Source organism: Campylobacter concisus (genome assembly GCF_003048535.1).
In the GTDB taxonomy this organism is placed as follows: Bacteria; Campylobacterota; Campylobacteria; order Campylobacterales; family Campylobacteraceae; genus Campylobacter_A; species Campylobacter_A concisus_S.
The window spans coordinates 114,152-140,813 of the sequence record NZ_PIRQ01000005.1 but is presented as its reverse complement, the minus strand read 5'-3'; the positions used below and the strand labels follow the sequence as shown (position 1 = coordinate 140,813).

33 protein-coding genes, 4 tRNA genes and 1 other RNA gene are annotated in these 26,662 nt (G+C 37.0%); 7 read left to right on the top strand and 31 right to left on the bottom strand.

The window, feature by feature from the left end; translation table 11 throughout:
• Positions 1-4: 4 nt before the first annotated feature.
• The 13 genes from CVS93_RS06240 to CVS93_RS06180 all read right to left on the bottom strand — a co-directional run bounded on the left by CVS93_RS06240 (position 5) and on the right by CVS93_RS06180 (position 7,830).
• Positions 5-430: an HK97 gp10 family phage protein gene (locus CVS93_RS06240; RefSeq protein WP_107686983.1), complete on the bottom strand. Its 426-nt coding sequence runs from the start codon at positions 428-430 to the stop codon at positions 5-7.
• Between the two features lies 1 nt (position 431).
• The gene (locus CVS93_RS06235) at positions 432-749 is read right to left on the bottom strand and encodes a hypothetical protein (RefSeq protein WP_107686982.1); all 318 of its coding nucleotides are present in this window, start codon (positions 747-749) and stop codon (positions 432-434) included.
• The gene (locus tag CVS93_RS06230) at positions 725-1,939 is read right to left on the bottom strand and encodes a hypothetical protein (RefSeq protein ID WP_107686981.1); all 1,215 of its coding nucleotides are present in this window, start codon (positions 1,937-1,939) and stop codon (positions 725-727) included. The genes CVS93_RS06235 and CVS93_RS06230 overlap by 25 nt, the downstream gene beginning before the upstream one ends.
• Entirely contained in the window at positions 1,936-2,121 is a 186-nt protein-coding gene (locus CVS93_RS06225) for a hypothetical protein (RefSeq protein WP_021090302.1), read from the bottom strand. Before CVS93_RS06225 ends, CVS93_RS06230 begins: the two co-directional genes overlap by 4 nt.
• Before the next feature lies 1 nt (position 2,122).
• Positions 2,123-2,521: a phage protein GemA/Gp16 family protein gene (locus CVS93_RS06220; protein ID WP_021090254.1), complete on the bottom strand. Its 399-nt coding sequence runs from the start codon at positions 2,519-2,521 to the stop codon at positions 2,123-2,125.
• A gap of 1 nt (position 2,522) precedes the next feature.
• Positions 2,523-2,726 (bottom strand): hypothetical protein, encoded by a 204-nt coding sequence (locus tag CVS93_RS06215; RefSeq protein ID WP_021090267.1) that lies wholly within the window; start codon positions 2,724-2,726, stop codon positions 2,523-2,525.
• A complete protein-coding gene (locus tag CVS93_RS06210; protein WP_107686980.1) occupies positions 2,716-3,357 on the bottom strand; it encodes a DNA cytosine methyltransferase in 642 nt (213 codons plus the stop codon). The genes CVS93_RS06215 and CVS93_RS06210 overlap by 11 nt, the downstream gene beginning before the upstream one ends.
• A 190-nt stretch (positions 3,358-3,547) precedes the next feature.
• Positions 3,548-4,036 carry a host-nuclease inhibitor Gam family protein gene (locus tag CVS93_RS06205; protein ID WP_107686979.1) on the bottom strand — a complete coding sequence of 163 codons (489 nt, stop codon included), beginning with the start codon at positions 4,034-4,036 and terminating at the stop codon, positions 3,548-3,550.
• 35 nt (positions 4,037-4,071) lie between these two features.
• Entirely contained in the window at positions 4,072-4,413 is a 342-nt protein-coding gene (locus CVS93_RS06200; protein ID WP_107686978.1) for a hypothetical protein, read from the bottom strand.
• A 64-nt stretch (positions 4,414-4,477) separates the two neighbouring features.
• Positions 4,478-4,726 (bottom strand): hypothetical protein, encoded by a 249-nt coding sequence (locus CVS93_RS06195; RefSeq protein ID WP_107686977.1) that lies wholly within the window; start codon positions 4,724-4,726, stop codon positions 4,478-4,480.
• Positions 4,726-5,631 (bottom strand): ATP-binding protein, encoded by a 906-nt coding sequence (locus CVS93_RS06190; protein WP_107686976.1) that lies wholly within the window; start codon positions 5,629-5,631, stop codon positions 4,726-4,728. Before CVS93_RS06190 ends, CVS93_RS06195 begins: the two co-directional genes overlap by 1 nt.
• Before the next feature lie 11 nt (positions 5,632-5,642).
• Complete coding sequence (locus CVS93_RS06185; protein ID WP_107686975.1) at positions 5,643-7,646, bottom strand: Mu transposase C-terminal domain-containing protein; 2,004 nt, start codon at positions 7,644-7,646, stop codon at positions 5,643-5,645.
• Between the two features lies 1 nt (position 7,647).
• Complete coding sequence (locus CVS93_RS06180; RefSeq protein WP_107686974.1) at positions 7,648-7,830, bottom strand: hypothetical protein; 183 nt, start codon at positions 7,828-7,830, stop codon at positions 7,648-7,650.
• 80 nt (positions 7,831-7,910) lie between these two features.
• On the opposite strand from CVS93_RS06180, the gene CVS93_RS06175 reads away from it, so the two are divergent.
• Together CVS93_RS06175 and CVS93_RS06170 are read left to right on the top strand one after the other, a co-directional pair.
• The gene (locus tag CVS93_RS06175; RefSeq protein ID WP_107686973.1) at positions 7,911-8,648 is read left to right on the top strand and encodes an XRE family transcriptional regulator; all 738 of its coding nucleotides are present in this window, start codon (positions 7,911-7,913) and stop codon (positions 8,646-8,648) included.
• A gap of 301 nt (positions 8,649-8,949) precedes the next feature.
• Positions 8,950-9,732, top strand: coding sequence for a cache domain-containing protein (locus tag CVS93_RS06170; protein WP_199907240.1), 783 nt, complete (start codon positions 8,950-8,952; stop codon positions 9,730-9,732).
• A 43-nt stretch (positions 9,733-9,775) separates the two neighbouring features.
• On the opposite strand, the gene ssrA is transcribed toward CVS93_RS06170, so the two are convergent.
• Together ssrA and CVS93_RS06160 are read right to left on the bottom strand one after the other, a co-directional pair.
• Positions 9,776-10,134: a transfer-messenger RNA gene (gene ssrA / locus CVS93_RS06165) on the bottom strand.
• 26 nt (positions 10,135-10,160) lie between these two features.
• Positions 10,161-10,565, bottom strand: coding sequence for a histidine phosphotransferase (locus CVS93_RS06160; protein ID WP_035167557.1), 405 nt, complete (start codon positions 10,563-10,565; stop codon positions 10,161-10,163).
• 86 nt (positions 10,566-10,651) lie between these two features.
• Between CVS93_RS06160 and panB the strand changes: the two genes are divergently transcribed.
• A complete protein-coding gene (panB, locus tag CVS93_RS06155; protein ID WP_087580573.1) occupies positions 10,652-11,461 on the top strand; it encodes a 3-methyl-2-oxobutanoate hydroxymethyltransferase in 810 nt (269 codons plus the stop codon).
• A 47-nt stretch (positions 11,462-11,508) separates the two neighbouring features.
• Here the strand turns inward: panB and CVS93_RS06150 are convergent, their stop codons facing one another.
• The 11 genes from CVS93_RS06150 to CVS93_RS06100 all read right to left on the bottom strand — a co-directional run bounded on the left by CVS93_RS06150 (position 11,509) and on the right by CVS93_RS06100 (position 18,793).
• Positions 11,509-12,528: a bifunctional 3,4-dihydroxy-2-butanone 4-phosphate synthase/GTP cyclohydrolase II gene (locus CVS93_RS06150; RefSeq protein WP_107686972.1), complete on the bottom strand. Its 1,020-nt coding sequence runs from the start codon at positions 12,526-12,528 to the stop codon at positions 11,509-11,511.
• A gap of 266 nt (positions 12,529-12,794) precedes the next feature.
• Positions 12,795-12,871 (bottom strand) — tRNA-Asp (locus CVS93_RS06145).
• Between the two features lie 8 nt (positions 12,872-12,879).
• Positions 12,880-12,955 (bottom strand) — tRNA-Val (locus tag CVS93_RS06140).
• Between the two features lie 18 nt (positions 12,956-12,973).
• Positions 12,974-13,049, bottom strand: a tRNA-Glu gene (locus tag CVS93_RS06135).
• A 13-nt stretch (positions 13,050-13,062) separates the two neighbouring features.
• Positions 13,063-13,138: transfer RNA gene (locus tag CVS93_RS06130), tRNA-Lys, on the bottom strand.
• Between the two features lie 585 nt (positions 13,139-13,723).
• Positions 13,724-13,984, bottom strand: a complete 261-nt coding sequence (gene rpsR, locus CVS93_RS06125) for a 30S ribosomal protein S18 (RefSeq protein ID WP_021091467.1) — start codon at positions 13,982-13,984, stop codon at positions 13,724-13,726.
• 15 nt (positions 13,985-13,999) lie between these two features.
• Positions 14,000-14,557: a single-stranded DNA-binding protein gene (locus CVS93_RS06120; protein ID WP_087580575.1), complete on the bottom strand. Its 558-nt coding sequence runs from the start codon at positions 14,555-14,557 to the stop codon at positions 14,000-14,002.
• 13 nt (positions 14,558-14,570) lie between these two features.
• Positions 14,571-14,990 (bottom strand): 30S ribosomal protein S6, encoded by a 420-nt coding sequence (rpsF, locus tag CVS93_RS06115; RefSeq protein ID WP_087580576.1) that lies wholly within the window; start codon positions 14,988-14,990, stop codon positions 14,571-14,573.
• A gap of 77 nt (positions 14,991-15,067) precedes the next feature.
• Positions 15,068-16,066, bottom strand: coding sequence for a DNA polymerase III subunit delta (holA, locus tag CVS93_RS06110; RefSeq protein WP_107686971.1), 999 nt, complete (start codon positions 16,064-16,066; stop codon positions 15,068-15,070).
• The gene (locus CVS93_RS06105; protein ID WP_107686970.1) at positions 16,059-17,978 is read right to left on the bottom strand and encodes an RNB domain-containing ribonuclease; all 1,920 of its coding nucleotides are present in this window, start codon (positions 17,976-17,978) and stop codon (positions 16,059-16,061) included. The genes holA and CVS93_RS06105 overlap by 8 nt, the downstream gene beginning before the upstream one ends.
• On the bottom strand, positions 17,975-18,793 hold the full coding sequence (locus tag CVS93_RS06100) for an HDOD domain-containing protein (RefSeq protein ID WP_021091523.1): 819 nt from the start codon (positions 18,791-18,793) through the stop codon (positions 17,975-17,977). The genes CVS93_RS06105 and CVS93_RS06100 overlap by 4 nt, the downstream gene beginning before the upstream one ends.
• A 142-nt stretch (positions 18,794-18,935) precedes the next feature.
• Between CVS93_RS06100 and ilvC the strand changes: the two genes are divergently transcribed.
• From ilvC to ruvX, 4 genes are read left to right on the top strand one after another with little or no spacing between them, the layout of a single operon-like run.
• Entirely contained in the window at positions 18,936-19,958 is a 1,023-nt protein-coding gene (gene ilvC, locus CVS93_RS06095) for a ketol-acid reductoisomerase (RefSeq protein ID WP_107686969.1), read from the top strand.
• Positions 19,959-19,961: 3 nt separating this feature from the next.
• Positions 19,962-21,353, top strand: coding sequence for a divergent polysaccharide deacetylase family protein (locus tag CVS93_RS06090; RefSeq protein ID WP_107686968.1), 1,392 nt, complete (start codon positions 19,962-19,964; stop codon positions 21,351-21,353).
• A complete protein-coding gene (locus CVS93_RS06085; RefSeq protein WP_107686967.1) occupies positions 21,350-22,120 on the top strand; it encodes a DNA-processing protein DprA in 771 nt (256 codons plus the stop codon). The genes CVS93_RS06090 and CVS93_RS06085 overlap by 4 nt, the downstream gene beginning before the upstream one ends.
• Positions 22,117-22,500, top strand: coding sequence for a Holliday junction resolvase RuvX (gene ruvX, locus CVS93_RS06080; RefSeq protein ID WP_107686966.1), 384 nt, complete (start codon positions 22,117-22,119; stop codon positions 22,498-22,500). The genes CVS93_RS06085 and ruvX overlap by 4 nt, the downstream gene beginning before the upstream one ends.
• Before the next feature lie 27 nt (positions 22,501-22,527).
• On the opposite strand, the gene CVS93_RS06075 is transcribed toward ruvX, so the two are convergent.
• The 5 genes from CVS93_RS06075 to hemW form a co-directional block, all read right to left on the bottom strand.
• Positions 22,528-23,328 carry a hypothetical protein gene (locus CVS93_RS06075; RefSeq protein ID WP_107686965.1) on the bottom strand — a complete coding sequence of 267 codons (801 nt, stop codon included), beginning with the start codon at positions 23,326-23,328 and terminating at the stop codon, positions 22,528-22,530.
• A complete protein-coding gene (gene queA / locus CVS93_RS06070; RefSeq protein ID WP_107686964.1) occupies positions 23,325-24,347 on the bottom strand; it encodes a tRNA preQ1(34) S-adenosylmethionine ribosyltransferase-isomerase QueA in 1,023 nt (340 codons plus the stop codon). Before queA ends, CVS93_RS06075 begins: the two co-directional genes overlap by 4 nt.
• The gene (tatC, locus tag CVS93_RS06065; RefSeq protein WP_107686963.1) at positions 24,340-25,098 is read right to left on the bottom strand and encodes a twin-arginine translocase subunit TatC; all 759 of its coding nucleotides are present in this window, start codon (positions 25,096-25,098) and stop codon (positions 24,340-24,342) included. Before tatC ends, queA begins: the two co-directional genes overlap by 8 nt.
• Positions 25,098-25,496, bottom strand: a complete 399-nt coding sequence (gene tatB / locus CVS93_RS06060; RefSeq protein ID WP_087577664.1) for a Sec-independent protein translocase protein TatB — start codon at positions 25,494-25,496, stop codon at positions 25,098-25,100. The genes tatC and tatB overlap by 1 nt, the downstream gene beginning before the upstream one ends.
• A gap of 67 nt (positions 25,497-25,563) precedes the next feature.
• Entirely contained in the window at positions 25,564-26,610 is a 1,047-nt protein-coding gene (gene hemW, locus CVS93_RS06050) for a radical SAM family heme chaperone HemW (protein ID WP_107686962.1), read from the bottom strand.
• Positions 26,611-26,662: the final 52 nt, after the last annotated feature.

Genomic DNA, 26,662 nt, shown 5'->3' with positions numbered 1-26,662 from the left:
TTTATTAATTTTTTAAAATCACTTTTATCTCTTTTACTATCTCTTTGCCCACATTTTGTGCTAGCTCGTCGCTAGCGCGTTTCAAGCCGCCGTTTTTGTAGATATTCCAAGCGTTTAACAGATATGGATTTGCCTTTATGCCGGGGTGTTTTACCTTTTTACCAAAAAATAATCCCGCCTTTTTATTGGCTAAAGCTTTTTTATTTCTGGGTTTGATAGTATAAGCTCTTGTACCGCTATGGACATATTTGGCATATTTTATTTTTAAGGTATTGCCTATTTTCACTTCACTAGCGTTTGCCTCAAACACCCTTATATCTCTTTTAAGATTGCCTGTTCTTATAGGTGCTGTTTTTTCTTTGGCGACCTGCGCTACGCCCGAACCCACTCTAAAAAGGAAGTCTTTTAAATATTTGTCGATATTTTTCATTTTATACTTTGAAATTTTCTTTTATGTATTCTAATGCGTCTATGAAAGTACCGCTAAAACTCTCTTTTTTTATCCAATTGTCGCCATTTTTATCAAGATCATAAACAACAAACTTACAAGCTTTATTAAACATGGCGATCTTTTTACATTCACTTATAGCCTCATCGCTTGGGAGGACAATGTCATAAATCCAGGTAATATCATCATTAAGCACTTCAAATTGAGCAAAAATTTCAATCTCCATACCTTTACCCAAACTGGCGTTTTTAGCGCTCTCTATCGTCCAGCCGTTACCTAGGCAAATATTGTAAATTTCCATTTTATAATCTCCGCTTTATCTAAAACCGCGCTTCTTTTAAAATATCTTTCCAGATTATCGCTCGGTTTAAATATATTATATAAATAATCACCATCAAACACCATAAAATAGCCGTTTTGGCTTACAGCTACGCTTCTGTTTGCATGTCCTCTGTGTGGAGCTATCTTTAAGATAGAGTTGAGTGCTTTTATAGTATCTGCTGGGCTTACGTTTCTTTTTGATGAACTTACAGAGTGATTGTAAGTCTTTTTGTTTGCATATCTTTCAACGCCCGTTTTATCTATATGTTTTATAATCTCACTTTCGTAAAAGGGCTGTGTATTTCTCATCTTTACGCCATCTATCTCTTCTTCATCAACCCATACCGGCACGGCTTCCGTGCGGCAGCGAAAGTGATAAGGCGGAAGTCCAAAATTACTATCCATTTTATCGCTTTTGCCTAAATACGCTTCACTTCTCCACGCTGCGGCCGCTTTTTTGCTAGCTAGGCTATTTGCGTTTAGTATTTTTTCCGCTTGTGCTTCAAGATGTGTGGCTGGGATTATGCGTCCGTGCATCGAGCGGCAAATTTGTGTCGTTCTAGCGTCCATAATAGCTAAAATTTTATAATATTTTACGCCGTATTTAGCCCCTTGCGTTACGGTAGCGACGTTTCTAGCCTGCAATGCTATATGATCGCTCACTCCCTTAAAATAACTCTCATCCGCGCTTATTATAGAGCCAAATTCCCTCTTTAGCTCTGCGCCGATCTCATCAAGCTCTATCTCGCCTTTAAAAACGCCCTCTATCTTATCTTTTAGCCTGCTTTGCAGATTTTCGTTATACTCTTTGCCCATCCAGTAAAAGCTCTTTCTCATCGCCTCCACTGCATCCGCATCTATCTCGTCAAATACGAATGATAGAGTTTTATTCATGCTTTCGGCCACTTTTTTTAGCGCTCTTTTGGATAAGATGATATATAAATTTTCAAGATCGCTAGGAAGCACATCTATGTTTGCACTTTTGGCTTTGTTTAAAAGTAGCTTCTTTAGGGTTTCTTTGTCCGTATTTTCGGTGCTAATAGCTAAAATTTCGGCTGTTATGGTTTCTAGTTTTTCTATCTGCGTAGCGGTGTAGTTTTGTAGCAAAAACTCTATATCTTCGCTTGATTTTAGTATCTTGTATCTAGTTAAAGCTTTTAAAAATCTCATTTTTTACCTTCGATACGCTCTATATATTCGGCGTATTCTATTAGTTCTTTGTCTTTTATGGGCTTTTCTTCGGTCATCCAGCTATATCCACAGCCCTCGCATCTTCTCATTCTTATGTTTTTTAGTCCCTTAATCGTTTTTAAAACGCTCGTTTTTTCGCATGCGCATTTAGGACAAAGCATTTTATTTATTCTCCATCTTCTTTAAAACTATAAGTATTTTTGAGGCCTCTCTCTTTTTTATATACTCTATTTTTAGGTATAAATTTTTAGTTATCCGCTTTATGAAAAATAGTAAGGCTTTGTCGCTTTTATCATTAGCCACTCTTTGCCAAAGAGATTTTATGGCATATATTTGACTTTGCGTTGCAAACTCTGCTGTACTGGACTTTGGATTATCTTTACCGTCCATAACGGCTATTAAATTTATAAGCTCTTTTACTTTTAACTGCGCGCAGCTTTTTACGTCCCAAGCGCTTAAAAATTCTCCCCATGCGTCATTTTGTTTTGCGTGTTTATAAAACGGGTGCGTATGGATGATTGCCAAAAGCTGCTTTCTATAAATTTCTTCTTTTTTACTCATTTTATAAGCCTCTAAACCATAAATGTTTTTCTAAAAATCCACGGCTTAAACCACTACATCTAGCTAGTTTTGATACGTTTAGCTTTCCGTTTTTAAAGCGGTAAAAACTAAGATCGTAGCTTAGGACATTATTAAGTCTAGCTTGATACGATGCTCTCTTTTTTTCGTGTAGATTATTAAGATGAATTCTTTGTTTAGTTGTCATTAAATAATCCTAGGTCGGGTTCTTTTTGGATTTTTGTTTCATTGTTTATTGCGCACTTAAAAACATATTTTCCAAGCTCATAATTAACCTCATTTCGCAGTATTTGGCGCTTATTTTTTATGTCCTTAAAAGCCGTTATATCAAAGTCTTTAAAATCGCCTAGTTTAACGTCCGCTATGGCGACCTTAGGCTTAAAATCTTTTTTAGCAATATGAAAATTGCACCAAAAATAGTGCCTACCGAGTAAAACATTAGGAGCTATAAGGGGCGTATAAAAAGGTATTACATTTTCGACCACCCACTTTGTCTGACATCTTTTTTGAAGATATGCTATCAAAGAGTATAGATTAAAGTCTGGTAATTTTCTTGAATTTTTCCATCTAACATTACCGAAATTTAGTTTTGAATGCGTTTGGCACGGCGGCGATGCCCATATAAAATCAAACTCGTCGTAATGCTTTGCTGCATAATCGTACGCATCGGCAATAACAATCTCATCATTTGGATAACGAAAAGCGTAAGCGTGCGCTACGGCTTCGTCAAGCTCGACGGCCGTTACTCTTATGTCAGTTACGTTATCCCACAGTCTTCGGTTTCCGCCAAGACCTGCGAATAAATTTAGAATTCTCAATTATTTTCCTTAAAATTAAACCTTTTAAAGAGCGTTAAAGTGGTTTAAAACGCTCTTTAAAGGGCTTAAAGCCCTTTAACGCAAATTCTTAATTTTTCTCGTCTTACAAACCTAGGCAAAAGCCTATTTTTGCTATCTTTTAACTTTTTATATTCACTCCAATAGATTTGAAAATAGCTCTTTATCTCATTCATTTTCCTATCTCCAGGCTCTCTATCTTAGGCACTATCCTAAAATTATCTTTCACTACTCTTTTAAGACCAAGTTTTACTAGATCCTCATCTTTTAACTCTGCTAAAGCCTCTTTGTTTGGTGTCTCCGTATAGCTTATGCATTCTTTGGCCAATCCAAACGCTTTTATTGAGCTAACTAATGCCTCAAGTTTTGCTTTTACTCGTGGCAAGCTTACGCTCTTACTTATGCGGTATCCTATCTCTCCAAAGGTAAATTCTTTTGAGCGTTTTTCGGCAAATTCAGCCTTATTGTCCTCGCAAAATAGTGTGATTTGCTGCTCTAAAAAGCTTTTTTCACTCTCTAGTCTTTCAACTTCGCTCTTTCTAGCTTCTTTTACACGGTTACACTCAAGCGTTACTTCGCCGTTGATTTTTTCGATCCCTACGCTTAGCTCGCAAAGCCTTTTTAAGGCAACATCAACATCACTAAAACTATTTATTTGCATCTTTTACTCCTCATTAAAAATTTTTATTAGCCCTATCACTCGAACAAACTAAATTTAAGCTCACTTAGGCCGTATTCTTTAGCCCACGCCGCCTCTTGTGCCATGCCTGTACTCTTGTCGCTCCACTTGCACGGATGGCTGTAGTAATAGCTGCACACTCTAAGCAGTTCTTCGCAGTTTTTCATTACTCTTTCACGCTCAAGCTCGCTATATATATCCATCCACGCAAGTACGGGCGAGATAGGCTCGTAGCCGTTAGCTCTGACGATAGCGCAAGCCTGCTGCGCTATTTGCTTAGCGTAGTAGTTTCTGTCCCGATCTTTGCACTCGATACTGGCGTAGGGAGTAGAAACAAACACTAATCTCGCTGTTTTCATCTATTCTCCTTTCTTAAAAATTTAACTTTATAGGAAGCTCCGCAGAGCTCCCGAAAAATCAAATTTAAGCCGCCGTATCGATTACTTTGCCGTCGGCTGTTCTTATGATATATTTGCCTACTAGCTTAAACATACTCTTTGAGTAGTCGGCCTTTTGGCCCTTTATCATGCTTCCGCGCCTTATGCCCCATAGTTCACCTTTAGCACTTACTCTCATTTCAAATCCTTTCTCTTCAAATTCCCTTACCAGCCTAACTAGCCCCGCCGCTTGCGTTCGCTCCGCCGCGCGATTTTGAAAAATATCTACTGTCATTACGCTCTCCTTGTTTGATATACTAGATTGGCCGCCACTTTAGCTTCGTATCCCAAAGCTAAATTTAGCGACGTTTTTTCATATAGCCTTGCATTGTCGCCTTCGGCTAAAAACTCCGCTATTTCCCCCTCTATTCCGTTCATTTGACCGATTTTTATGAGCTCGTCCTTGCTTAAAACCATCTCCGGAGAATAAGTAAGCCTGCTTTGTAAATAGCCACCCAGCTTATCTATACGTTTTTTAAGCACACCAAGACCTACCGCTATGACGGCTATACCTAAGTTATTTCGTTTACCGTACTCGTAAATTTCCCTTAAAAGCTCAAATTTTCTCTCAAATGTTAAGTCGTTGTCCTTAACGAACAAATCAGCTTCATCCACGATTATTAGCCTCGTTTTGCTCTGCGTTATAGCCTCACAAAAAGCTTCGAATTTATCATCCGTGTTTCCGCTCGGTTTTTCGCCGATGGCGCGTAAAAGTAGGCTCATAAATGCGCTTGCGCTTAGGCTTTTGCGAGCTTTGACGTATACTCCGCCAAGCTCGCGTGCCGTCATTTCTAGTAAAAAGGTCTTTCCCATGCCGCTTTCGCCTAAAATTAGCTCGAAAAAGCTAAGATTAGAGCCATTCATTTTAAAAATCCTATCTCTTATCTTTTCTTGCGCCGTGCTTAACCAAACTTCGCTTTTAGGCGTCTTAGCCTCTTTTTTTTCGGCGTTTGCGGCCAAGACCCTATCCAAATGTGCCTCGATCGCCGTCTCGTAAAGCTCGGCCTTAGATGAAGCGTATTTGCCGTTGATAACGCCGCTTACCGTTCCACCGCCTTTACCTATGGCTTTGCCTATCGTTTCTAGCGTTTCGCCGTAGGCTTGGCAAAGCTCAAATTTTTCCTTTAAACTGATACCCATAAAATCTCCTTTTACATGGCGTTAAGCAGCTCTTCATTGCTCATCGCTATTTTTTTATTAATTTTTCTAGTTTTCTCGTTTTTTACTTTGGTTTCATGCGCGACGCTCGTATATGTGTTTATGGCATTTGCTCTCTTGTATAGATCAAAGTAATATCCAAACGCCGCCCTTACCGCCTTAGTTACGGCTTCGTTTTTAGCGATTTGCGCTTTTACTTTTTCGTGATCTCTAGGATCTATCCTATCTATGATATTTGCCTCGCATAGCGCTCTGTGGCTATCCATATCCACGATATTTACTCTCTCGTAGTCGTTCTCGTTTATGCGCACTTCCACCGTTTCGCCGTTAAATTTGCAAAGTTTCGGATGACTATAGGTGCGTTTTTGCCCCATTATCGTTAGCGTTACGCCGCTATTTTTTACCTTGATAGCACGGCGCTCGCTAAATATAAAATCAAGAGTCGTCTCGTCAAACACCACCTTTGGCTTGGCGTCTAGCTTTTCAAGAAAGCTTTTCATAGGATGGATCTTGCGACTTTCGTTATAGTGCTCGTTCCACCACCTGATCCCTTGCTCGAAATAACTAATGAAATCCTCGTAATTTAAAGGATTCTCCTTCATATATTTTTTGATGATCTCTTTTTCGTCGCCCCGTTTATCTTTGTGATAGCCTGCACCCCCTCGCTCGAAAAATACTATCTCACTCATACGTCTTTGCACGTGGTTAAAGATATTTTCGATAGGTTTTGCGCGCGAGTTTCCCGGCTTTGCTTTTTTGTGTATCATGTTTGGCGCAAGATCGTCGAAGTCTCTAAATTTTATGCCGCTTAGCTGACTCCTTACCTGCTCTATGTAGTTACTTAGCTCGGGCTTGCCGTTATCGGTATATATGGCGTCGGCCATGCCGAACCTTAGTGCGCTTTTTAGGCTTCTTCCTACGCTTAGACGGTTATATTTGCCAAACGTTACATCCACGCCGATTATCGCTCCGCTTCCCATATCTATCCATACGTAAGCATTTGGATTTAGCACCTCTCCGTCGGGGCCGATAGCGTCAAAATCAAACACTATCTGATCGCCGCAAACTAGCTCCATGCTCTCGTAGCAGTTTAGATCCCTGATGATATGAGAAGCTATCTCGTTTCTCACCCCTCTATCTCCGGCGGTTGCGCGAAGCAGCATGGCTTTTATTTCAGCGCTCGCCGTTAATCTCGCAAAGCTTTGATAAGAACCTATATTTAGGTCGTTCTCTTTTGCATAAATTTCAAGCTTTTCGTAAACGAACCTTTTAGAGCTCAAAGGATTATGCAGCATAAACCCGGTTGCCCACTCTAAAGCCTTCATTTCAAAGCTAGAACTCTTAAAGCTAGCTCTAAAATCAATGCTTAACTCATCGTCTTCTATCTCTACGTCCTCTTTTTTATTTAGTTTCGCCCATGCATAAAGCGTTTTTAGGCTAACTCCGTACTTTTTCGCTACTCCTTGCCCCCACATAGTCTTACTCATGCCTTTTGGGCAGTTTTTTAGCTCTCTGACGGCTTTTAGCTTATTCATGTTTTCTAGATCCTCGATTTTTATCTTTACTTGATCTTGGCTTGCGCTTTTGGCCTCTATTTTTTCGCAAGCTTGCGCTCCGCAAAGCAGATTACAGCTATCGCCGCCGCGCTCATCATTGCCGCTACCGTCCATAATATATCCATCGCTAACTGCGCTATCCACAGCGCTGCAAAAAGCGGCGCTATCGCTACCGCGGCTATGATCAAGGTTAGCGTTAATACTATTTTTCTCATCGTCTGGCTCCTTTTTGCTTGGGTCGTCGTTTGCTACGGCGTCATCGATCCAAATTTGGAGGGTTTTGCCACCGCGACCAATGCCGTCTGTGTAGATAAAACTTAATATATTAGGTTTTATTGAGCAAATTTTTTTGCCTGCTTGTTCTGCACGCTTGATTGCTTTCATTAAAGCGTCGTATTTCACGCCCAAAACTTCCGCCGCTTGCTTAGAACTTACCCACATATTAGGCTACTTTTATACCGACTTTTTTAAAGGTATTTCTAGCTTTTTTAGAGAAATAGCCGTTTAAGATACTGCCATAACTTAGGTTATTTTCGCGGCAAAATCTCTTTAAAGTTTTATTTGTCTTGATTTGGATTTGCTCCGCTACTCCGCCGCTTTTTACGTTGCCGATTAAATCTATCATCGTTTAAGCTTCCTTTGTTATAATTTTGGTATCAATGTCGAAATTATAATCTAATTTATTAGGTTTGTCAAGGGTATTCTATGGATTTAGCACAAAAGATTAGGTCTTTACGAGAAGACAAGGAATGGACGCAAGGTGATTTGGCTGAAAAATCAGGAGTTGGCAAGTCTAGCATACAATTATACGAAAGCGGCAAAGGTAATATTACGCAACTAAATTTAGAAAAAATTGCCTCTGCATTTGGCGTAAATGTATCTTATTTTCTAAACGACAAAATGTCCAATAGTTTGTCCATAAGTGTCCATAAGTCGTCTCCCAATATGTCCATTAGTCCAGAAAAATCTGAAACATTACAAAAGATGCAAAAGGTTATAAACGAGCAAGAAAATAAGCTTATAAATTTACGCTTTTTCCCTAACGTTAGCGCAGCTGCTGGATACGGTGCAAACAACGATAACGAGAGTTTTAAGAGCATACCAGTTACTGCTTCTTTTTTAACAACTATATTGCGTATACCAGCCAAACAATACGATGTTATAAACGTGCTTGGCAATAGTATGGAACCGTTTTTAAAAGACGGCGATATGGTGCTTGTCTTGCCTACGCACGAGGCCAGTAACGGCGAGATAGTAATAGCAAACCTTGGTGGCGATCTATATGTCAAAAAGCTACTTAAAGACCCGATAAAAAGGCGTATTCGACTAACCTCGATGAACGAACTTTATGAAGATATAGTAGTAGAGGATGACGAGCTAGACCAGCTTAAAATTGTGGGCGTAGTTAAAAAAGTGCTTCCGTCGGGTGCAATCTCGATATAAAGCCTATTTTACACAATTTTAAAATAATTTTTGAAGTTTTTGAAGTAATTTTGAAGAAGATTGAAGCTTGGTTTTCAAAATGCACAAAAAATGCCTAAATTTTGCAAATTTTGCATTTTGAGTTCTCATTTTTTACCCTGTGTCCCTATCTGCTAAAATAACGCTCTTAACGCTATTTGCTCCATATTTTTATCTGTTCTCATTTTTTTACCTTTTGCATAAGATTTATCATATTTTTATCTTTATCATAGTGCTTGGAGGGCTTTTTTACTTTCTTTACAGCTCTTATATGGCTGAAAAGATGCAAAATAATATGCGAGTCTTTTTTGATTACCAGGTAAAACAGCTTAATAAAAGCATAGATGATGAGAAATTTTCATCAATGGCGATCTCTATCTTGCTTGCTCAAAATGAGTCTATACAAATGTGCTTGCTAGGGCAAAGTCGCGACGAATGCATAAAAAATATCGAAAATTTGACCAAAACTCTTGGTGCAGCATCGATGTATAACAACATTAAGCTTCACATTTATGATAAAGATCTAAAAAGCTATGTAAGGAGTTGGGATCTAAACAGATATGGCGATATGATCGCTAGTAGTAGGTTTTTAGTGCAAGAGTCAAGGCATCAAAACAAGCCCATGGTCGGCATCGAGGCGTGGTATGCTGGAACGCATATAAGGGCTGTTTCAAACGTAATACGTGATGGTAAAATTATTGGCAACATCGAGATTTTGTTAAATTTTGACTCACTTGGAAATTATTTTAAAAAGCAAGGAATTGATCTATTTGTTCTTTTGGCAAAAGATAAGATGCCTTCACGTAAAAGCATTCCGAGTGATCAAATTTTAAATGATTATTACATCGAAAATTTAAGCAGTGCAAATTTAAACATAGTAGGTTTTTTGCGTGATATTAATTTTAAAGAATATGAATTTTACGTTTATAAAACACACTACTTTTGCGTGGTACCATTAATAGACGCTAGCAACACACAGATAGGTTACTACGTGCTTCATGTAAATACCAATGAAAAAGAGCGAAATATTTCACAAAATTATTTTGAGTCAGAAGAGCTTTTTTAATTTAGGCTATTTAATAAAAATTTATTTGTATTTTAGATAAAAATGGTGGAAGCGAGGGGGATCGAACCCCTGTCCAAAAACAAAATGCATACAGCCTCTACACGCTTAGCAAAAGTGAAAATTTCATCTAAAAAGGCTCACTTTCCAAAACCAAAATTTAGACTAAGACTAAAATTTCAGCTAGCAAGTAGTCACTTTGCGAGCCTACTCTAGCTAAATTACTTGCTTTTGTCTTAGCTAGAATTAGACTAAGCAAGGCTCAACTGAACTTACGCAGCTTTAGCGTAAGCAGGAGCGAAATTAACGTTGTTTGCGTTTAAATTTAATTTGAGCTTTTTACGCTTTGCTCAAAGCGACGTGCCACCGTACACACTCTGCTCCTGTCGAAGCCAAGTCGCTCCCAAAAAATAAAATGGTTAGTGAATTATTTAGTTAAGTTTTGCAGGCACATCAATGATTTTTGGCTCAAGAACGCTAAAATATTCAAAATCGTTCTCGACGTCATCTTTATATTTATTAAACTGATCGCTAATAAGTAGCAACCAATCTATAAATTTATCATTTGCTGGCCCTTTTAGACTTCTTGCCTCTTGGGTTATCTCTTCAGCTAAAGTTGTAAGCTTTAATATCGGATCAAGATGCATGAATCCTGCTGCTGACTTAATATTATGAAAAATCCTAGTAAGCTCTAAGATACTATCTTTATATTTATCAGCTCTTCCTAAATTTATTATCAAAGGCTCGAGTAAATCGCACATTAAAGCATAGTGAGATAAAAATTCTTCAACTATATCATAAGAGTAATCGATTTCAAGCCTTTTTAATATACCCATTTTTATGTCCTTAAGAAATTGGCGTAATTGTAGCAAAAATTTGATAAAATTGTTAGCCTTTTAGCTAAAAATCCTTGGAGCTTGCAATGAAAAATGAAAAAACTCAGAAGAAAAAACTAAGCATAAATGATATAAAAAACAAAAAAGGCATTGAGCCTATTGTAATGATAACTGCCTATGATGCGTTATTTGCTAAGCTTTTTGATGATTATGCTGATATTATTTTGGTTGGTGATAGCTTAAATATGAGTTTTAATATGCAAGAAAGCACGATAAGTGCGGACATGAATACCATGCTTTATCATACAAAGGCCGTTTGCAACGGAGCTAAAAATACTTTTATCATGGCTGATATGCCATTTGGTAGCTACACAAATGAAAAGCAAGCGATAAAAAATGCGATGAAATTTTTCAAACAGACAAATGCCGATGCGGTAAAGCTCGAAGTTGGTATGCACCAAGTAAATTTAGTGAAGCGTCTTTGTGAAGAGGGTATAAACGTTATGGCTCACATTGGCTTAAAGCCTCAGTTTTATAAATTTGAAGGAGGTTATAAGATAAAAGGTAGAAGCGAGATCGAGGCAAAAAAATTAATTGAAGAGGCTTTGGCATTTGAGCAAGCTGGCACATTTGGTATCTTGCTTGAAGGTACAATGAGTAGTGTGGCTAGTGAAATAACAAGGCAAGTTCATGTGCCAGTTGTTGGCATTGGGTCTGGGGTAAATGTCGATGGGCAAGTGCTTGTATGGTCTGACATGCTTGGGTTTTTTGAAGACTTTAAACCAAAATTTGTAAAACTCTATCTTGATGGAGCGGATATTGTAAGAAAGAGTGTGCAATCCTACGCAAATGATGTAAAAGGCAAAAATTTTCCAAGTGAAGAATTTTGCTATTAGGATGATTAATATCCGCGTTAAATAAAAAGCGTCAAAAGGCTATCTATTTAAATTTCTTTATAGCCTTTTATATCAAGACCAAAACCTGCAAGGCTTACAAATTCTTTATTTTTATTTGAGCTTAAAAGCTCAATTTCGTTTATGTCAAAATACTTTAAAATTTGTGCCCCAATGCCATAATCTTTTTGCGAGCTTGCATCGCTTTTGTTGCTTTCTAAAAATAGTAACACTCCACCATTTTTACTTAAAAAATCCAACGACTTTAATAAATTATCAAATTTATCTCCGCTTAAAAGCTCATGATCTTTACTTATTTTTTGAAATTTTACATTAGTTTGTGCTTTTATCTCTCCGAAAACATAGGCAGCATGATTTTTATTTTCGTGATCTTTTATGTCATATCTTTTTGCTTCAAAACCACAGATTTTTACACTCTTTGCGGGCGAAACCTCTATTAAGCTTTCGTGGCTAAGTCTGTATTCTACTAATTCAGAAACGCTTATCATATTTAGGTTAAATTTTTTACAAAATTCCTCCAAATAATCACGTCTTGCCATTGTGCCATCTTCTTTTACGATCTCACAAATCGCAGCCATTGGACTAACGCCAGCAAGTTTACAAAGATCAACTGATCCTTCAGTGTGACCTGTGCGAACGAGGACACCACCTTTTTTTGCAATAAGCGGAAATATATGCCCAGGCCTTACAAAATTTTCAGGCACTGAATCAATACTAGCAGCAAGTCTAATCGTCATATCACGCTCATAAGCACTTACACCTGTCGTTGCCTCCTTTGCGTCAATTGTGACAGTAAATGCGGTTTCGTGGCTGGATGTATTTTTAGAAACCATTAGCGGCAAATCAAGTCTTTTTGCGTTTGCTTCATCCATCGCAAGGCAAAGCACACCTTTTGCATGAGTGATTGCAAAATTTACCTTTTGCATATCGCTGCTTGCCGCTGAAAAAACCAAGTCTCCTTCATTTTCACGGTCCTCGTCATCGACCATAATTACCATTTTGCCATTTTTTATATCTTCAATTGCTTTTAATACATTTTCAAATGCCATAAATTTCCCTTATTAAATTTTTACGATTATATTGATTTTTTGATAACTTAGAGATAAAAATATTAATTTTGATTTGTCTTGTATCAATTATTTAGAAATTTTAGAAAAAGATTTATTTTTAAATATATGCGATTTAGTAGCGATAAATTAGATTTTATTTTTCAATTTATTTTATATGTAAAATTTTAAAGCATAAATTTTTTAATAAAAACACTATTTTTAAGAATAGCAATAACTGGGAAAAATGGAAGTTAAAGAATAATGGATGGCGCAGCGGACGGGGCTCGAACCCGCGACCTCCGCCGTGACAGGGCGGCATTCTAACCAACTGAACTACCGCTGCACCTAAAATGGTGGTCGCTATAAGACTCGAACTTATGACATCCACCTTGTAAGGGTGGCGCTCTACCAACTGAGCTAAGCGACCTAAAATTTAAAAAATATCTGGCGACCCTTAGAGGATTTGAACCTCTGTTTCTACACAGAGAAAGTAGAGTCCTGAGCCACTAGACGAAAGGGTCATAAACCCAAAAATGGTGTCCTGCGTTGGATTCGAACCAACGGCCCCCTCATTAAAAGTGAGATGCTCTACCGACTGAGCTAGCAAGACATTTGCTTAAAAAAGAATTGAGATTATACAAAAAACATTATTACATGTCAAGAAAAGGATGTTTAAAATTTGTTTTTAGCTAACATGGTTGCATGGTTAGGTTGGTTTGGCATCAATAAGTTTTCAAAATAAAATATATTATAAAGCCCACTTGTAAGATATGCGGACACCAAATGGATGAATATTGGATTTACTAAGACATGTTTTTATTATAAAGTTTTTCTATATTAAGTATCTTACTTTTTAGCCTCATGTGGACAGCTATTGCCGCACAATAGATGATGCGTGATTCGTGGTAAAAATTGTGAATAATATGGATCAACGATATTGATTGTACATATGGCTAAATAAATTATTTTGAACTAATAAATTGATGCTATAGAGTTATTTAAAGACAGTATATATTTTTGAGATATCCACCTGAATAAATTCTAATTGCCTCGTGTAAGTTAAACCAAAATTATAGATAGTGCTTGAAAAATATTTTAAACTGCAGTCAATAAATAAAAATCTATAAGAACATAAATCTAGGATATTTAAGATTAGGATTAAACCCCATTAATAGGGGTTTAATAAATTAAACAATTATAGTCCATCAAAAGGATTTGAAACTACATCTTTGCGATCTACTATGTAAGGTATAATAGCTGCATGACGAGCTCTTTTGATCGCTTTTTCTACCATTTCTTGATGTCTTTTTGATGTGCCAGTTAAACGTCTTGGCATGATTTTAAATCTCTCTGATAAACAATACTTTAAAAGAGAAGTATCTTTATAATCTATAAAATCAATTTTTGCTTCTGTAAATTTGCAATATTTACGTGAATATTTTCTTTTTTCTGCCATTTTCTATCCTTTAAATTAAAACGGTATTTCGTTGTCGCCATCAAAATTATCGGCGTCAATGTTTATATCAGGGATTTTCTCCTCATAGTACTCTTCTTGCACTTTTTTATTTTGTGGTTGCATTTGCTGTCTTTGTGGTGCTGAATTTTGATATCCAGTATTACCATAGCTATTATTTGAACCATTATTTCGTTGTTGTGAGTACGAACTATTTTGATTAAATCCACCTTGACTTTGTCCATTAGCTCCGCTATTTCCGCCAAGCATCTCCATATTTTCAACTACGATTGAGTGCTTTGAACGGTTTTGTCCATTGTTGTCGGTCCATTGATCAAATTTTAATCTTCCTTCAACCAGAAGTTTAGAGCCTTTGCTTAAATATTGATTTGCTATCTCAGCTGATTTGCCAAAGAACGATATGTCAATAAAGCATGTCTCTTCACGTTTTTCGCCGTTAGTATTAAATTTTCTAGTAACAGCAATACCGGAATTTCCTATAGCAGATCCACTAGTAGTGTATCTTAGCTCGATATCTCTTGTTAAATTCCCAACCAGTACTACTTTATTGAACATTTTTTATCCTTGATTATTCTTCTGTAAAAGTTTGTTCGTCTACTTTTTCAACTCTTGGCTCACGCGGTACTCTTGGCTCACGAGGCTCTTTTTTTATAGTTTGTTTGATACCTTTACAAAGTCTTTCCCAAGCTGCGATTTCGCGTTTATTTTCATATTTAACGCTTAAAAATCTTATGATATCTTCAGTGATCCTTACATTTCTTGTAAGCTCTGCAAGAAGTGCTGGTGGAGCTTTGTAATAGATAACAAAATATGTTCCACGCTCATATTTTTTGATGGTGTAAGCTAGCTTTCTAGTGCCCATCTCAACAACAGTAGCGATCTCGCCGCCGTTTTTTGTTATAACTTCTTTTACGAAGTCAACTTTAGCTTTAACTTCCTCTTCCGTTAATGTCGGCTTAAGAATAAATAAAAGCTCGTAATGTTTCATTTCTTCTCCTTATGGATATTTAGCTCACTTTGTGAGCAAGGATTTTGCATTAAGCAAGGGTGGATTTTAGCTTAAAGTTACTTAATATTTGCTGTTGATATGAGATGTTGTAAATTTAAAATAGTTGATAATACAAAAATTTCTTTATCCATTTTTGTATTTGTTTTTAGCTCTAACTCGGCTAAATTTAGCGTTTTAAATATCTCCAAATAGGCATTTAAATTTAGTTTTAAGCTATTTGCTTTTAATAAATTTGCGACATTTATAGGCGGTTGATAACCAATTGCTTCATCTAAATTTAATCGGCCATTTATCTTGATGTAAGAGTAAATTTTAAATAGCCTAAAAAATGCTTTGTAAAGTGAGTTTAGAAGTAAAATTTCATTAAAATTTGGATCTTCTAGATAGGTAAAAAAGTCGTTTTTTATGTCTTTTAGGGCCATAAATTTATTAAAAAAATCATCAAAATTTATCCCGCCAAGCCCAAAAACTAGCCTTTTTACATCATCTTGTTCGATATGTGTGTTTAGGCTCTTTAGTTTTGTTAGCTCGCTTGCAGCAAGGTATAAATTTTCATTATGTGTAAAGTAAAGCTCATAAAGTGCGTTTTTGGTTATGTTTAGACCAATTTTAGCTGAGCTTTTAGCTAGCAAATTTATCGCTTCATCTGGAGTTGAGGGCTTGAAAAATCTCGCAAAATTTGTCCCAAAAGCCTTTTGCGTATCAAAAACTAGTTTCATATCGGCCTCATAAAGCTCAAACAAAAAGTAGTTATCATGACTTTTTGAACAAAGCGAGATGAGCTCTTTTAGCTCTTTTGCTGGGATCTTTTTGTCGCTTTTTACATAGAGGATATTTTTACCTCCAAAAAGCGACTGCTCGCTTAGGTGAGAGCTTGCTTGCGCGTAGTTGTACTCGTCAAAATAAAGGCTTAATAAATTTGCGTCTTCGCTTGAGTAAAAGCTCAAAATTTCTTTGCCAAAAAGTTCGATCTGAAACTCATCCGCTCCAAAAAGCAAGAAATAGTTGCTTAAATTTGCATTTGCTAAATTTAGCTCCAAATCCTTTCTATACATCGATCTTTCTTACCACTTTTGCAAAAATTTTAGCGCTTGCGATATCGGCCTCTGTGATCTTTACAACGAGCTTTTGAAGTAAATTTGCGCTATATCCAGTTATAAAAATTCTAGCTCCAACAAAATAATCATCAAGCTTAGCGACCAAGACATTTTGGTTTTCGCTCACGTAGCAACGCACCTCTTTGCCGATGTTTGCGGCTGCCCAGCGTGCAAATTTCCTATCCATAAAATCGTAGGCTACCTTGTCGGCTTCTCTTTCAAGTTCGCTTAAATTTGCGCAGGTGCTTTGGATGTTTAAAAGCAAGAAGTTGTAAAGTTTCTCATCTTTTGAAATTTTAGCCTTTAAAAGTCTGTGCAAAATAAGGTCAGAATAGCGTCTAATAGGACTTGTAAAGTGTGTGTATCTATCAAATCCAAGCCCAAAGTGGCCTAAATTTTCACTTGAGTACTCAGCTTTTTTTTGAGACTTGATGATGAGTTTATCTATCTCTTCGCGGTTGCCCAGTTCATCGGCTTTTATTTGGATCTTTCTTATCAAATTTGCAAGGTCACTCTCGTAGGTAAAGTCAAGCCCCAAAAGTTGTAAATCTTCAAGCAAGGTATCTATCTTTTTAAAATCAGGCGAAGCGTGGTTTCTAAAAACGCCCTTTGTGATGAGCTTTGCGGCGGCTTTATTTGCTAAAAGCATGCAGTCCTCGACAAGTCTATGTGAGTCGGAGTCGCTTTCAAATCTGGTTTGAGAAATTTGACCCTCTTCATCAAGGCTCATTCTCAGCTCTTTTGTCCTAAAGTCAAATGCATGCAAAAGCCTTTTTTTGCGAAGCTTTGTGGTGAGTTTAAAAAGTGGCTTGATCCATGAAATTTCACACTCTCTCTTGCCTTCTAAAATTTCATCGATCTCGTCGTAGTTAAAGCGCCTTTTTGAAAGGATGATCGTCTCAAAAAGCTCCTCTTTTTTTACTTCATTATTCGCATCAAGTGAAATTTTAAAACAAAATGCAAGGCGTGGAACGTTTGGTTTTAGCGAGCAGATGTTTTCACTAAGCGCGCGCGGCAACATCGGTACTGAGATGTGCGGAAAGTAGATAGAAAAGCCTCTTTTTTTAGCCTCGCTGTCAATAGCGCTATATGCGGTCACATACTCGCTTACATCAGCGATTGCGACGTAAATTTCGCGCTTTTTCTCATCAAAATATATGGCATCGTCAAAGTCTTTGGCATCGACTGGGTCGATCGTGCAAAACTCTAAATTTCTTAGATCAACCCTATTTGGATACATGCTAGCATCAACTTCATCGCCAAATGCCTTTGCCTCAAGCTCACAAGCCTCGCTAAATTTATCATTTTTATTATAAATAGCAAGCGAAATTTTTTCATCACTTAGCGGATCGTCTAAATTTCCTAAAACCTCGACTATCTCGTTGTTTAGGTTATTTATTTTGAGTAGTGTTCCAAGTGGAAGCATCTTTAGGCTTTTTTGTGTCGCTTTTAGGGTTGTGCTTAGTCCAGTTTTTAAATTTACACCTAAAATGGCCGCTCCAAAGCGTTTTGTGTAGACCACGCTTGTCTCATTGGCAAGCTTTAGGCTCATTACTATTTTAGCGCTTTGGCGTTTTTTCTTAAGCGGCAAAAGCTTTGCTAACACGATATCGCCAAGGTGAGAGTTGTTTAAATTTTTATTTTCTACGATGATATCTTGCTTGAATCGTTTATCAAATGGCATGATAAAGCCAGTTGCGTTTTGACTGATGTCTAGCTTGCCACAGACGTAGCCATTGTTTAGGTAAAATTTATCTTTATGAGAGCTTACAGCACCAAGATTTAAGAGATTTCGTAAAATCTCTTTATCTTCGTTTGAAACTTCTTTCTCCTTGATGCCAACTAGTAGTGATGTTAGAAATTCTTTCACAAATTATCTTTGACTTTAGCGACAGCCATTAAAAACGTATCATGTCCAAAGCCGTATTCGTCAAGAAGAGGTAGAGTATTTTGTATGCTTATATCATCAAGTTGATTAAAGATATTCACAGCTGTTTTTATCACTTTTAGGGCTTTTGCGTAATCTTTTATATGATCTGGTGCCTCTTCTGGATTATTTGAATAGAGTATCGAGCTGCTAAGCTCTGTCTCAAGGTTCCATTGTTCAAAAATTTTAGCTGTAACTTCTTCATTTGACATATCTAAAATTTCTGTTTCAAATAGGGCAAGATCAATTGGGCTAGATATATTTTTAAGTTTTTCTCTAAATTCGACATCTTGCTTATTTTCGGCTAATTCGTGAGCAAGAACTATCTTGCCAATCTCAAGCATAAATGAAGCCGGAGAGAGAATTTCTAGACTTTTAGGATTAACTTTAGAATGCCAATTGTACATCAGTGCATTTTGTATTATCGAGATATTTAAAAAATCTTGTGTAGTAATGCCATAAGGCTCTAAATTTATAGAAAAGCTCTTTTTAATCGTACTTGAAAGCGCAAAACCTCGAATAGTAGCCATACCAAAAAGAGAAATAGCTCTTGCGATGGTTGTGATCTCTTGAGAAAACCCATAAAGTGGAGAGTTCGCTGAACGCAAGATATTTGCCGTTAGCATAGGATCCTTTTCGACCACTTTTGTAAGATCACTTATTGAGCTATTTTCGTCCGCATGTAAGCGTTGAATTTGTATAACTGTGTCATCTAATGGTGGAAGTGCTTTGATTTTTTTAAAAACTGATTCATTCATTGAGTTATCTCTTTTTTTGAAATTTCAGCGTATTTTATCAAAATAAATTATCATAAAACTTAAAAAGAGTTTCTATATATTTCAGCCGAATTTTTGCTGGCTAAAGTTATAATTTTGCCAAATTTTAATAATAGGAGTAACAATGGCTATAAATGTTTATTATGATAAAGACTGCGATTTAAGCCTTATTCAAAGTAAAAAAGTAGCAATCATCGGCTTTGGCTCACAAGGTCATGCACATGCTGAAAATTTAAGAGATAACGGTGTAAGCGTTGTGATTGGCCTTTCAAAAGGTGGCAAAAGCTGGGCAAAAGCTGAAGCAAAGGGCTTTGAGGTAAAAACTGTCAGCGAAGCTACAAAAGGCGCTGATGTGGTTATGATTTTAACTCCAGATGAGCTTCAAGCAGAAATTTATAAAAATGAGATCGAGCCAAATTTAAAAGATCACGCTGCTATCGCATTTGGACATGGTTTTAATGTTCATTTTGGTCAAATCAAAGCTCCAGCAAATATAGATGTCATCATGATCGCTCCAAAAGCTCCAGGACACACAGTTAGAAGCGAATTTGTAAGAGGTGGTGGCATACCTGATCTTATCGCTGTTGAGCAAAATGCAAGTGGAAAGGCAAAAGAGATCGCTCTAAGCTATGCTTGCGGTATAGGCGGCGGTAGAACCGGCATCATTGAGACAACATTTAAAGATGAAACTGAAACAGATTTGTTTGGTGAGCAAGCTGTGCTTTGCGGTGGTCTTTGCGCTCTAGTAAATGCTGGCTTTGATACGCTTGTAGAGGCTGGATATGAGCCTGAGATGGCGTATTTTGAATGCTTGCACGAGCTAAAATTAATCGTTGATCTAATGTATCAAGGCGGCATGGCCGATATGCGTTACTCTATCTCAAATACCGCTGAATACGGTGATTACGTAAGCGGCGTAAGGGTAGTTGGCGAAGAGAGTAGAAAAGCCATGAAGGAAGTTTTAAAAGAGATTCAAAATGGCAAATTTGCAAAAGACTTCATCCTAGAGAGAAAAGCAGGATATGTAAGAATGAACGCTGAGCGCGGTACAGCTGAGAGAAGTTTGCTAAATCAAACTGGCAAAAAACTTCGCGCAATGATGCCTTGGATAACTAACGGCAAACTTATAGATCAAAATAAAAACTAAGCCTTGAGCGAAAAAAAGACCACAAAGAAGCGACCTGCAAAAAAAAGTACAGGTCGCTCTAACAACAAAACCTATCTTGGTATCGGCATTATCGCGGCTATTTTAATAATAGCACTTAGCGTGGCTCTTAGTATAAAAAATAATGGTGCAGAACAGATAAGTAAAGCAAATGAGCCAAAAATAGAGAAGCAAATTCCAAAAAAAGCTGAGCCAAAGGTTGCCAGTAAAGAGAAAAAACAAGAATACGAAAAGAGAAAATACCCTCTAAAATTTGATGAAGATGAAAATTTAAGTAAAATTTTTACCGATCCTAAGCATAAAAGTGAGCTTGTTTTAAATTCAAAAGTTGAGCCAAAAGAGCAAAAAAAGATAGCTGAAGTAAAAAGCGAAGTCAAAAAAGAAGAGATAAAAAAAGAGCAAAACGATACTAAAAATTTGCTTGCAAGTTATAAGAATACAGAGCCTAGCGTAATAGAAAATGAACAAAAGATAGAGCCATTTTATAGCTCAAAAACCGAACAAAAAATCGAGCTAAAATCTCAAAATTTTGAAGTAAAAGTCGATCAAAATAAAAGTACTGAAATAGAAAAAAAAGAGAAATTTAAAAGCGAGAACATAAAAGTCGAGCCAGCTAAAAAAGCTGAAAATTTAACTACCAAAAAGATAGAAAAAACAAAATATAAAGAAAAAAATATAAAAAAAGATAGCTTTGAAGCGGTACCTTTTACGCCAAATGCCAGCATAAAAGGGCGTGCAAAGCTCGTTATCATAATAGACGATGTGGCGACATTTGAACATGCAAGTATGATAAAGTCACTTGGCTTAAAAATCACGCCGTCTATTTTTCCAGCGACAAAGACTCATCCAGATACTCCAAATATCGCAAGAACATTTGAGTTTTATATGATACATCTTCCGATGCAAGCAAAACACTTTGATAGCCCAGAAATAGGTACTCTCACGATCAACGAGAGTTTTGAGAGCATGCACGAAAAGATAAAAAAGATACGCAAAGACTTCCCGCGTGCAAAATATACAAACAACCACACAGGATCGCGCTTTACAAGCGATTTTGACGCTATGGATAAGGCTTATAGGGCGCTGATAGAGCAGGGCTTTGTCTTTGTTGACAGCAAAACTATCGCCCAAACCGTAGTAGCAAGAGCCGCAAAAAAACATAATCAGCCATACATTTCAAGAGATATATTTTTAGACGACGATCCATCGGCTAGTGCTGTTAGGCGTGAGCTTGTGGCTGCTGTAAATTTGGCCAAAAAAAGAGGCTATGCGATCGCCATCGGGCATCCAAAGAAAAATACGATTGCAGTGATAAAAGAGAGCAAAAATAATCTTTTAAAAGATGTTGATGTGGTTTATTTAAAAGATATTTTATGAGACTTGACTTTATCCCAGAGCCACTAAATAGACTAAAAAATCCACCAAAGCAGCTAAATTTTATCGGAGATACTTCACTTTTATCTTTACCAAAGATCGCAGTTGTTGGCTCAAGAAAGGCAAGTGTTTATACAAAAGAGTGCGTCACAGCACTTTGCGCAGCACTAAAAAGTGCAAATGTCTGTGTAGTAAGTGGCGGAGCTATCGGCGTTGATATCGCAGCTCATAAAGCTGCTATGCCACGAACGATTGGCATTTTTGCGAGTGGGCTTGACACCATCTATCCAAGCCAAAATAAAGTGGCGATAAATGAAATTTACACCAAAGCCCTGGCTCTTAGTGAGTATGATGAAGGTGAGCCGCCACTTGCTTATAGATTTTTGGAGCGAAACCGCATAGTTGTGGGGTTTTGTGAAGCTCTAGTTGTCGCGCAAGCTGATCTTAAAAGTGGCTCTATGCAAAGTGCGAGGCTTGCAAATGAGCTTAAAATTCCAGTTTATGTACTGCCACAACGCATGGGTGAAAGCGATGGGACAAATTTTTTGCTTGCAAATAAAAAAGCTGAGCTTATTGATGACTATCATAAATTTGCTTCACTTTTTGGCGAGATAAAAGAGCAAGAAAAAACTAGTGATGAGATCTTAAAATTTTGTAAAAATGGCGTAAGTCTTGATGAAGTTTTGGCAAAATTTGGCGATATCATCTATGAGTACGAGCTTGAAGGGTTGGTTGAAATTTCAAATCTAAGAGTAAAGAGCGTGCTATGAGAGAGAAATTTATGGCTATTGATGTTGGGTTAAAGCGAATAGGGCTTGCTTTTGGTTTTGGCGAGATCGTGACTCCGCTTGAGCCAGTGCTTAGAAAAAATAGAAATCAAGCCGCAAGAGATGTGAGCCAAAAGGTAAATGAATATACCCCAGATACGCTAGTGGTAGGTGTGCCAATCGGCGGTAGTAGCGAAGATGAGATGAGAAGACGCATCGAGCATTTTGTTTCACTTCTTGATGTAAAGGCAAATATTGTCTATCAAGATGAAGCCTTTAGCAGCAGTGAGGCAAGTGAAATTTACACAAATACAAAACGAGATGGTAGGCTAGATAGCATTTCGGCCACTATTATTTTAAAAAGATATCTTGGGATAAAATAAAATTTTATATTTAAAATCGGTTCTAGGCTATTGTTCAAGTGATTTTTTTAAAGCAAGTTGAAAATTATCAGTGCTAAAAGGCTGCTTTAATACTGTGACATGATTTGGCAGATCGTTAGCCGACTCATCGTTTTTGCAAATGGCTACGATACGAAAATTCTTAATATTTTTAAACTCAAGTATATCTTCTAGCATCGCTTCATTTTTTAAAATTTTACTATCAATAAAAATAACAAATGGGGTAAAAATAGAATCTTTTATGTGTCTCATTAGATTGCTAAGGTCGTTTTTGCCGATAACTTTTAGACCTAAAAAATTTATCTGAGCACTAATGGTGTCAAACAAAGCATCGTCATCGCAAGCAACTAAGATATTTGTATTTGTTTGATTTTTGATATTTATTTGTCTTTGGATAGCTCTATCGCCTGTTAGCGCCGCACTAAAAGATATTAAAAATTCTCCATCATTGTGAGAGATCATAGATTCATTTGCTTTTTTTAGATAGTCATTTATCTTGCTGAGATAGTAATGACTTGGTCTCATTACGCTATGGCTAGATTTTATCTTAATGTCAAAATGTACAGATTTGGGACTATAATTTTTAAGTTGAAAGAGAATGTAAATGTCTGCATATTCGGTAGAGTAAAGGAAAAATTTGCAAATATTTTCAAGTGTTTTTATGAGATTTGTGGCATCAAATTTTAAAAGCCTTGGATAACTTGGATCGTAGCTAAAAATGATGGAATTCTTAGTATCTTGCGCATCTTGGTATATGGCGCTAAGAAAAATTTCCATTCTGTTTATGATATCGATAGGTTTATCTTTCATATTATCAACATCCCGTCGCCGTATGAGTAAAATCTATACTTTTCATCAACTGCCGTTTTATAAATCCTCATCGTCTCTTCAAGCCCTATGAAGCTAGTAACCAGCATTATTAGAGTTGATTTTGGTAGATGAAAATTTGTAAGAAGGTAGTTTTGCCTGATAGGCTTATTATTTAGGTTTAAAAATAGCTTGCAAAAGCCGCTTGCTTGCTTACTTCTTGCAAATTCTTCAACGCATCTAGTAACTGTCGTACCAACGCCAAGAATTGGTTTATTAGAATTTATAATCTCTTGAGCTTGCTCGCTTAGCTCGTAAAATTCTGAGTGCATTTTGTGGTCATTTATGTTTTGGCACTCCACGCCTTTAAATGTCCCAGCACCAACGTGGAGCGTAATATAGGCTACTTCATGCTTTGCTTTTATCTGCTCTAGCATTTGTTCACTTATGTGAAGGCTAGCTGTCGGAGCCGCGACTGCGCCGCTATTTTTGGCAAATATGCTTTGATACCAGCTCTCATCATCCTTTGTATCGGCTCTTTTAATGTATGGTGGAAGTGGAACATGACCGATCTTTTCAAGCTCATTAAAAAGGCGAACATTATCAAGCAAAACGCCATTTTGCGTAAAATTTACCACTCTTGTGCCATCATCATTTAGCTCAAGCACATTTACTTTTAGGTTATCAGGAAAATTTAAAACACTACCAGCGCTTACTTTGCCTCTTATATAGACGCTAAATTTATTTTCGCCTATGGGCTGATTTAGCATCACTTCGCAAGCCCCGCCGCTTTCTTTTTGTCCTAAAATGCGAGCTTTGATAACTTTTGTATTATTAAAAATAACTGCAGCATCGTCTGGAATAAGGCTGGAGAGATCTTTAAATTTGTAGTGTTTTATCTCTTTTGTATTTTTAAAATAGACAAGTAATCTTGCCTCTTCTTTTGGCAAAATTGGCTCTTTCGCGATGAGCTCTTCTGGTAAAAAATAATCATAACTTGAGACGTCGTTTATATTACTCATCGCTTGCTACGTCGCTGTCTTGTTCTTCTTTTTCGTCTTCACCGTCGCTCTTGTTGGCTCTTTTAGCGACGATTATTGAAATTCCATAAAGTCCGATGAGTGGTAGTGCCATTAAGACTTGACTTATCACATCAGGTGGTGTAACGATAGCTGCAAAGATAAAGATAATAACAACAGCGTATCTGAAGTAATCTTTTAGCATCTTGTCATCGACAAGTCCGATCTTTGCTAAGAAAAATGTAATGACTGGTAGCTCAAATGAAATTCCAAAGCCAATTAGTAGTTTTGCAAAAAAGCCAACATACTCGCCAATGCTTGGTAGTGCCGTAAAGAGCTGGCCACCAAAATTTACCAAAAATGCAAAGCCAAGTGGAATCACCACGTAATAACAAAATGCCGCTCCACACGCAAACATAAATGAAGCTGAGATGACAAATGGGATCACATATTTTTTTTCATTGTCATAAAGCCCAGGAGCGACAAATAGCCAAAACTGCCAAAAAATGATAGGTAGCGCGATCACGACACCAGCAAAAAATGCAACCTTCATCGCTGTAAAAAATGGCTCTTGAATTTGAGTAAATATGATATTTGAGCCAGCTGGCAATACCTGTTTTAGTGGTTCGCTCATCCATGCAAGCAGCGGATTCCAAAACGTAAAGCAGATGCCAAAGCAGACAAAAACGCTTACTATGCTTATAAAAAGTCTCTTTCTAAGTTCGATTAAATGGGGTCTTAGCTCTTCAAACATTACGCCTCTTTTTTATCGTTTAAGATCGCATCTTTAACTAAATTTGTTGGATTTTGTATATTTTCTACCGTTTTTTTGGTATCGCTTACGACATTTTGTATATCGTTTGTGATGTCATTTGCGCTTTTTTTGATCTCGTCAAGCTCTTCAAAAGTGAGCTTTTTACGCACACTTTGCGTGCTTTTAGTTATGCTTTCTTTATATTTTTGAGCATCTTCTTTTAGTTCAGCTATCTTCATTTCTTGATCAAATGTTGATTTTGCGTCGTTTATGCCTTTTTTAAACATTTTTAGAAATTTTGCAATCTGAACCATCGCGCTTGGCAGCTTGTCAGGACCTAAAACTAACACTGCAATAATGGCGATAACTAAGATTTCAGAAAAACTCATTCCAAACATTTTTGCCTCTATTAAATTTTATTTAAGCTTTGTATTTTATCTTGACTTTGCTCAAAATTTTATAAATTTAGCCCTCGATAAAGAGTGCGATCTCGTCGCTTAGTAAGAAATTTGGATTGTAAAATTTACCATTTTTAAAGAGCAGTTTTTCATTTTCTACAAGTAGATTTGCTCTTTTTGTCTGGACCTCACTTAAGCGTCCAGCCTCTACGCCAACTATACTTCTAAGCCCTAAAAATATATGCTCTCTTACAAGCTCGCTTTGGCTTAAAATTTCTCTTTCTCTGTAAGTTGGCTGTGCGATGTAGTCATCTATGCTATTTTTGGCGTAGTATCTCGTGCCATCCACGAAGCCCACGCTATAAGCCCCTACACCAAGGTAGTTTTTGCCTTGCCAGTAGCCAAGATTGTGCTTGCAAATTTGACCGAAATTTGAAATTTCATACTGCCCAAAGCCAGCAAGCCCAATTTGTTCTATCATAAATTTAGCCAGGCTATCGCTATCCTTTTTATAGCTTTTTTTGCCAGCAAATGGAGTATTTTCTTCAAGCGTGAGCGAGTAAGCACTTAGGTGCGTGATAGCAAGGCTTTTTAAATTTTCAACCTCAGCCAAAAGGCGCTTTTTAGTGTCAAATTTGGTGTCATAGATGAGGTCTAAATTTATGCTCTTAAAGCCAGCTGTCTGGGCATTTTCTATAGCTTTAAAAATTTGCTCCCTGCTGTGAATACGCCCCAGAAATTTTAGCTTATCTTCAAAAAAACTTTGAGCGCCAAAGCTTATGCGATTTGCGCCTAAATTTTTTACATGCTTTAGCCAAGTAAGGCTTGCTGAGTTTGGGTTTGCTTCAAGTGTGATCTCGGTCTCTCGCGTGCAAAGAGGCGTTAAAATGCTAAAAATTTCATCATAAAATTTAGCATTTATCACGCTTGGTGTGCCGCCACCAAAAAAGATGGTTGAGATTTCTTTTATATTTTGGCTTTGTAGCTGAAAATTTAGATCAAAGCAAAGTGCCTTAAAATAGTTGCTAACCTTGTTAAATTCGTCGTCGCTTGAGCCAAAGGCACAATAAGGACATTTGCTTTCGCAAAATGGCACATGGATATAAACTTGCAAATTTCTCTCTTTTTAAATTTTGGCGATTATAAGAAATTTGGCATTTATAGCA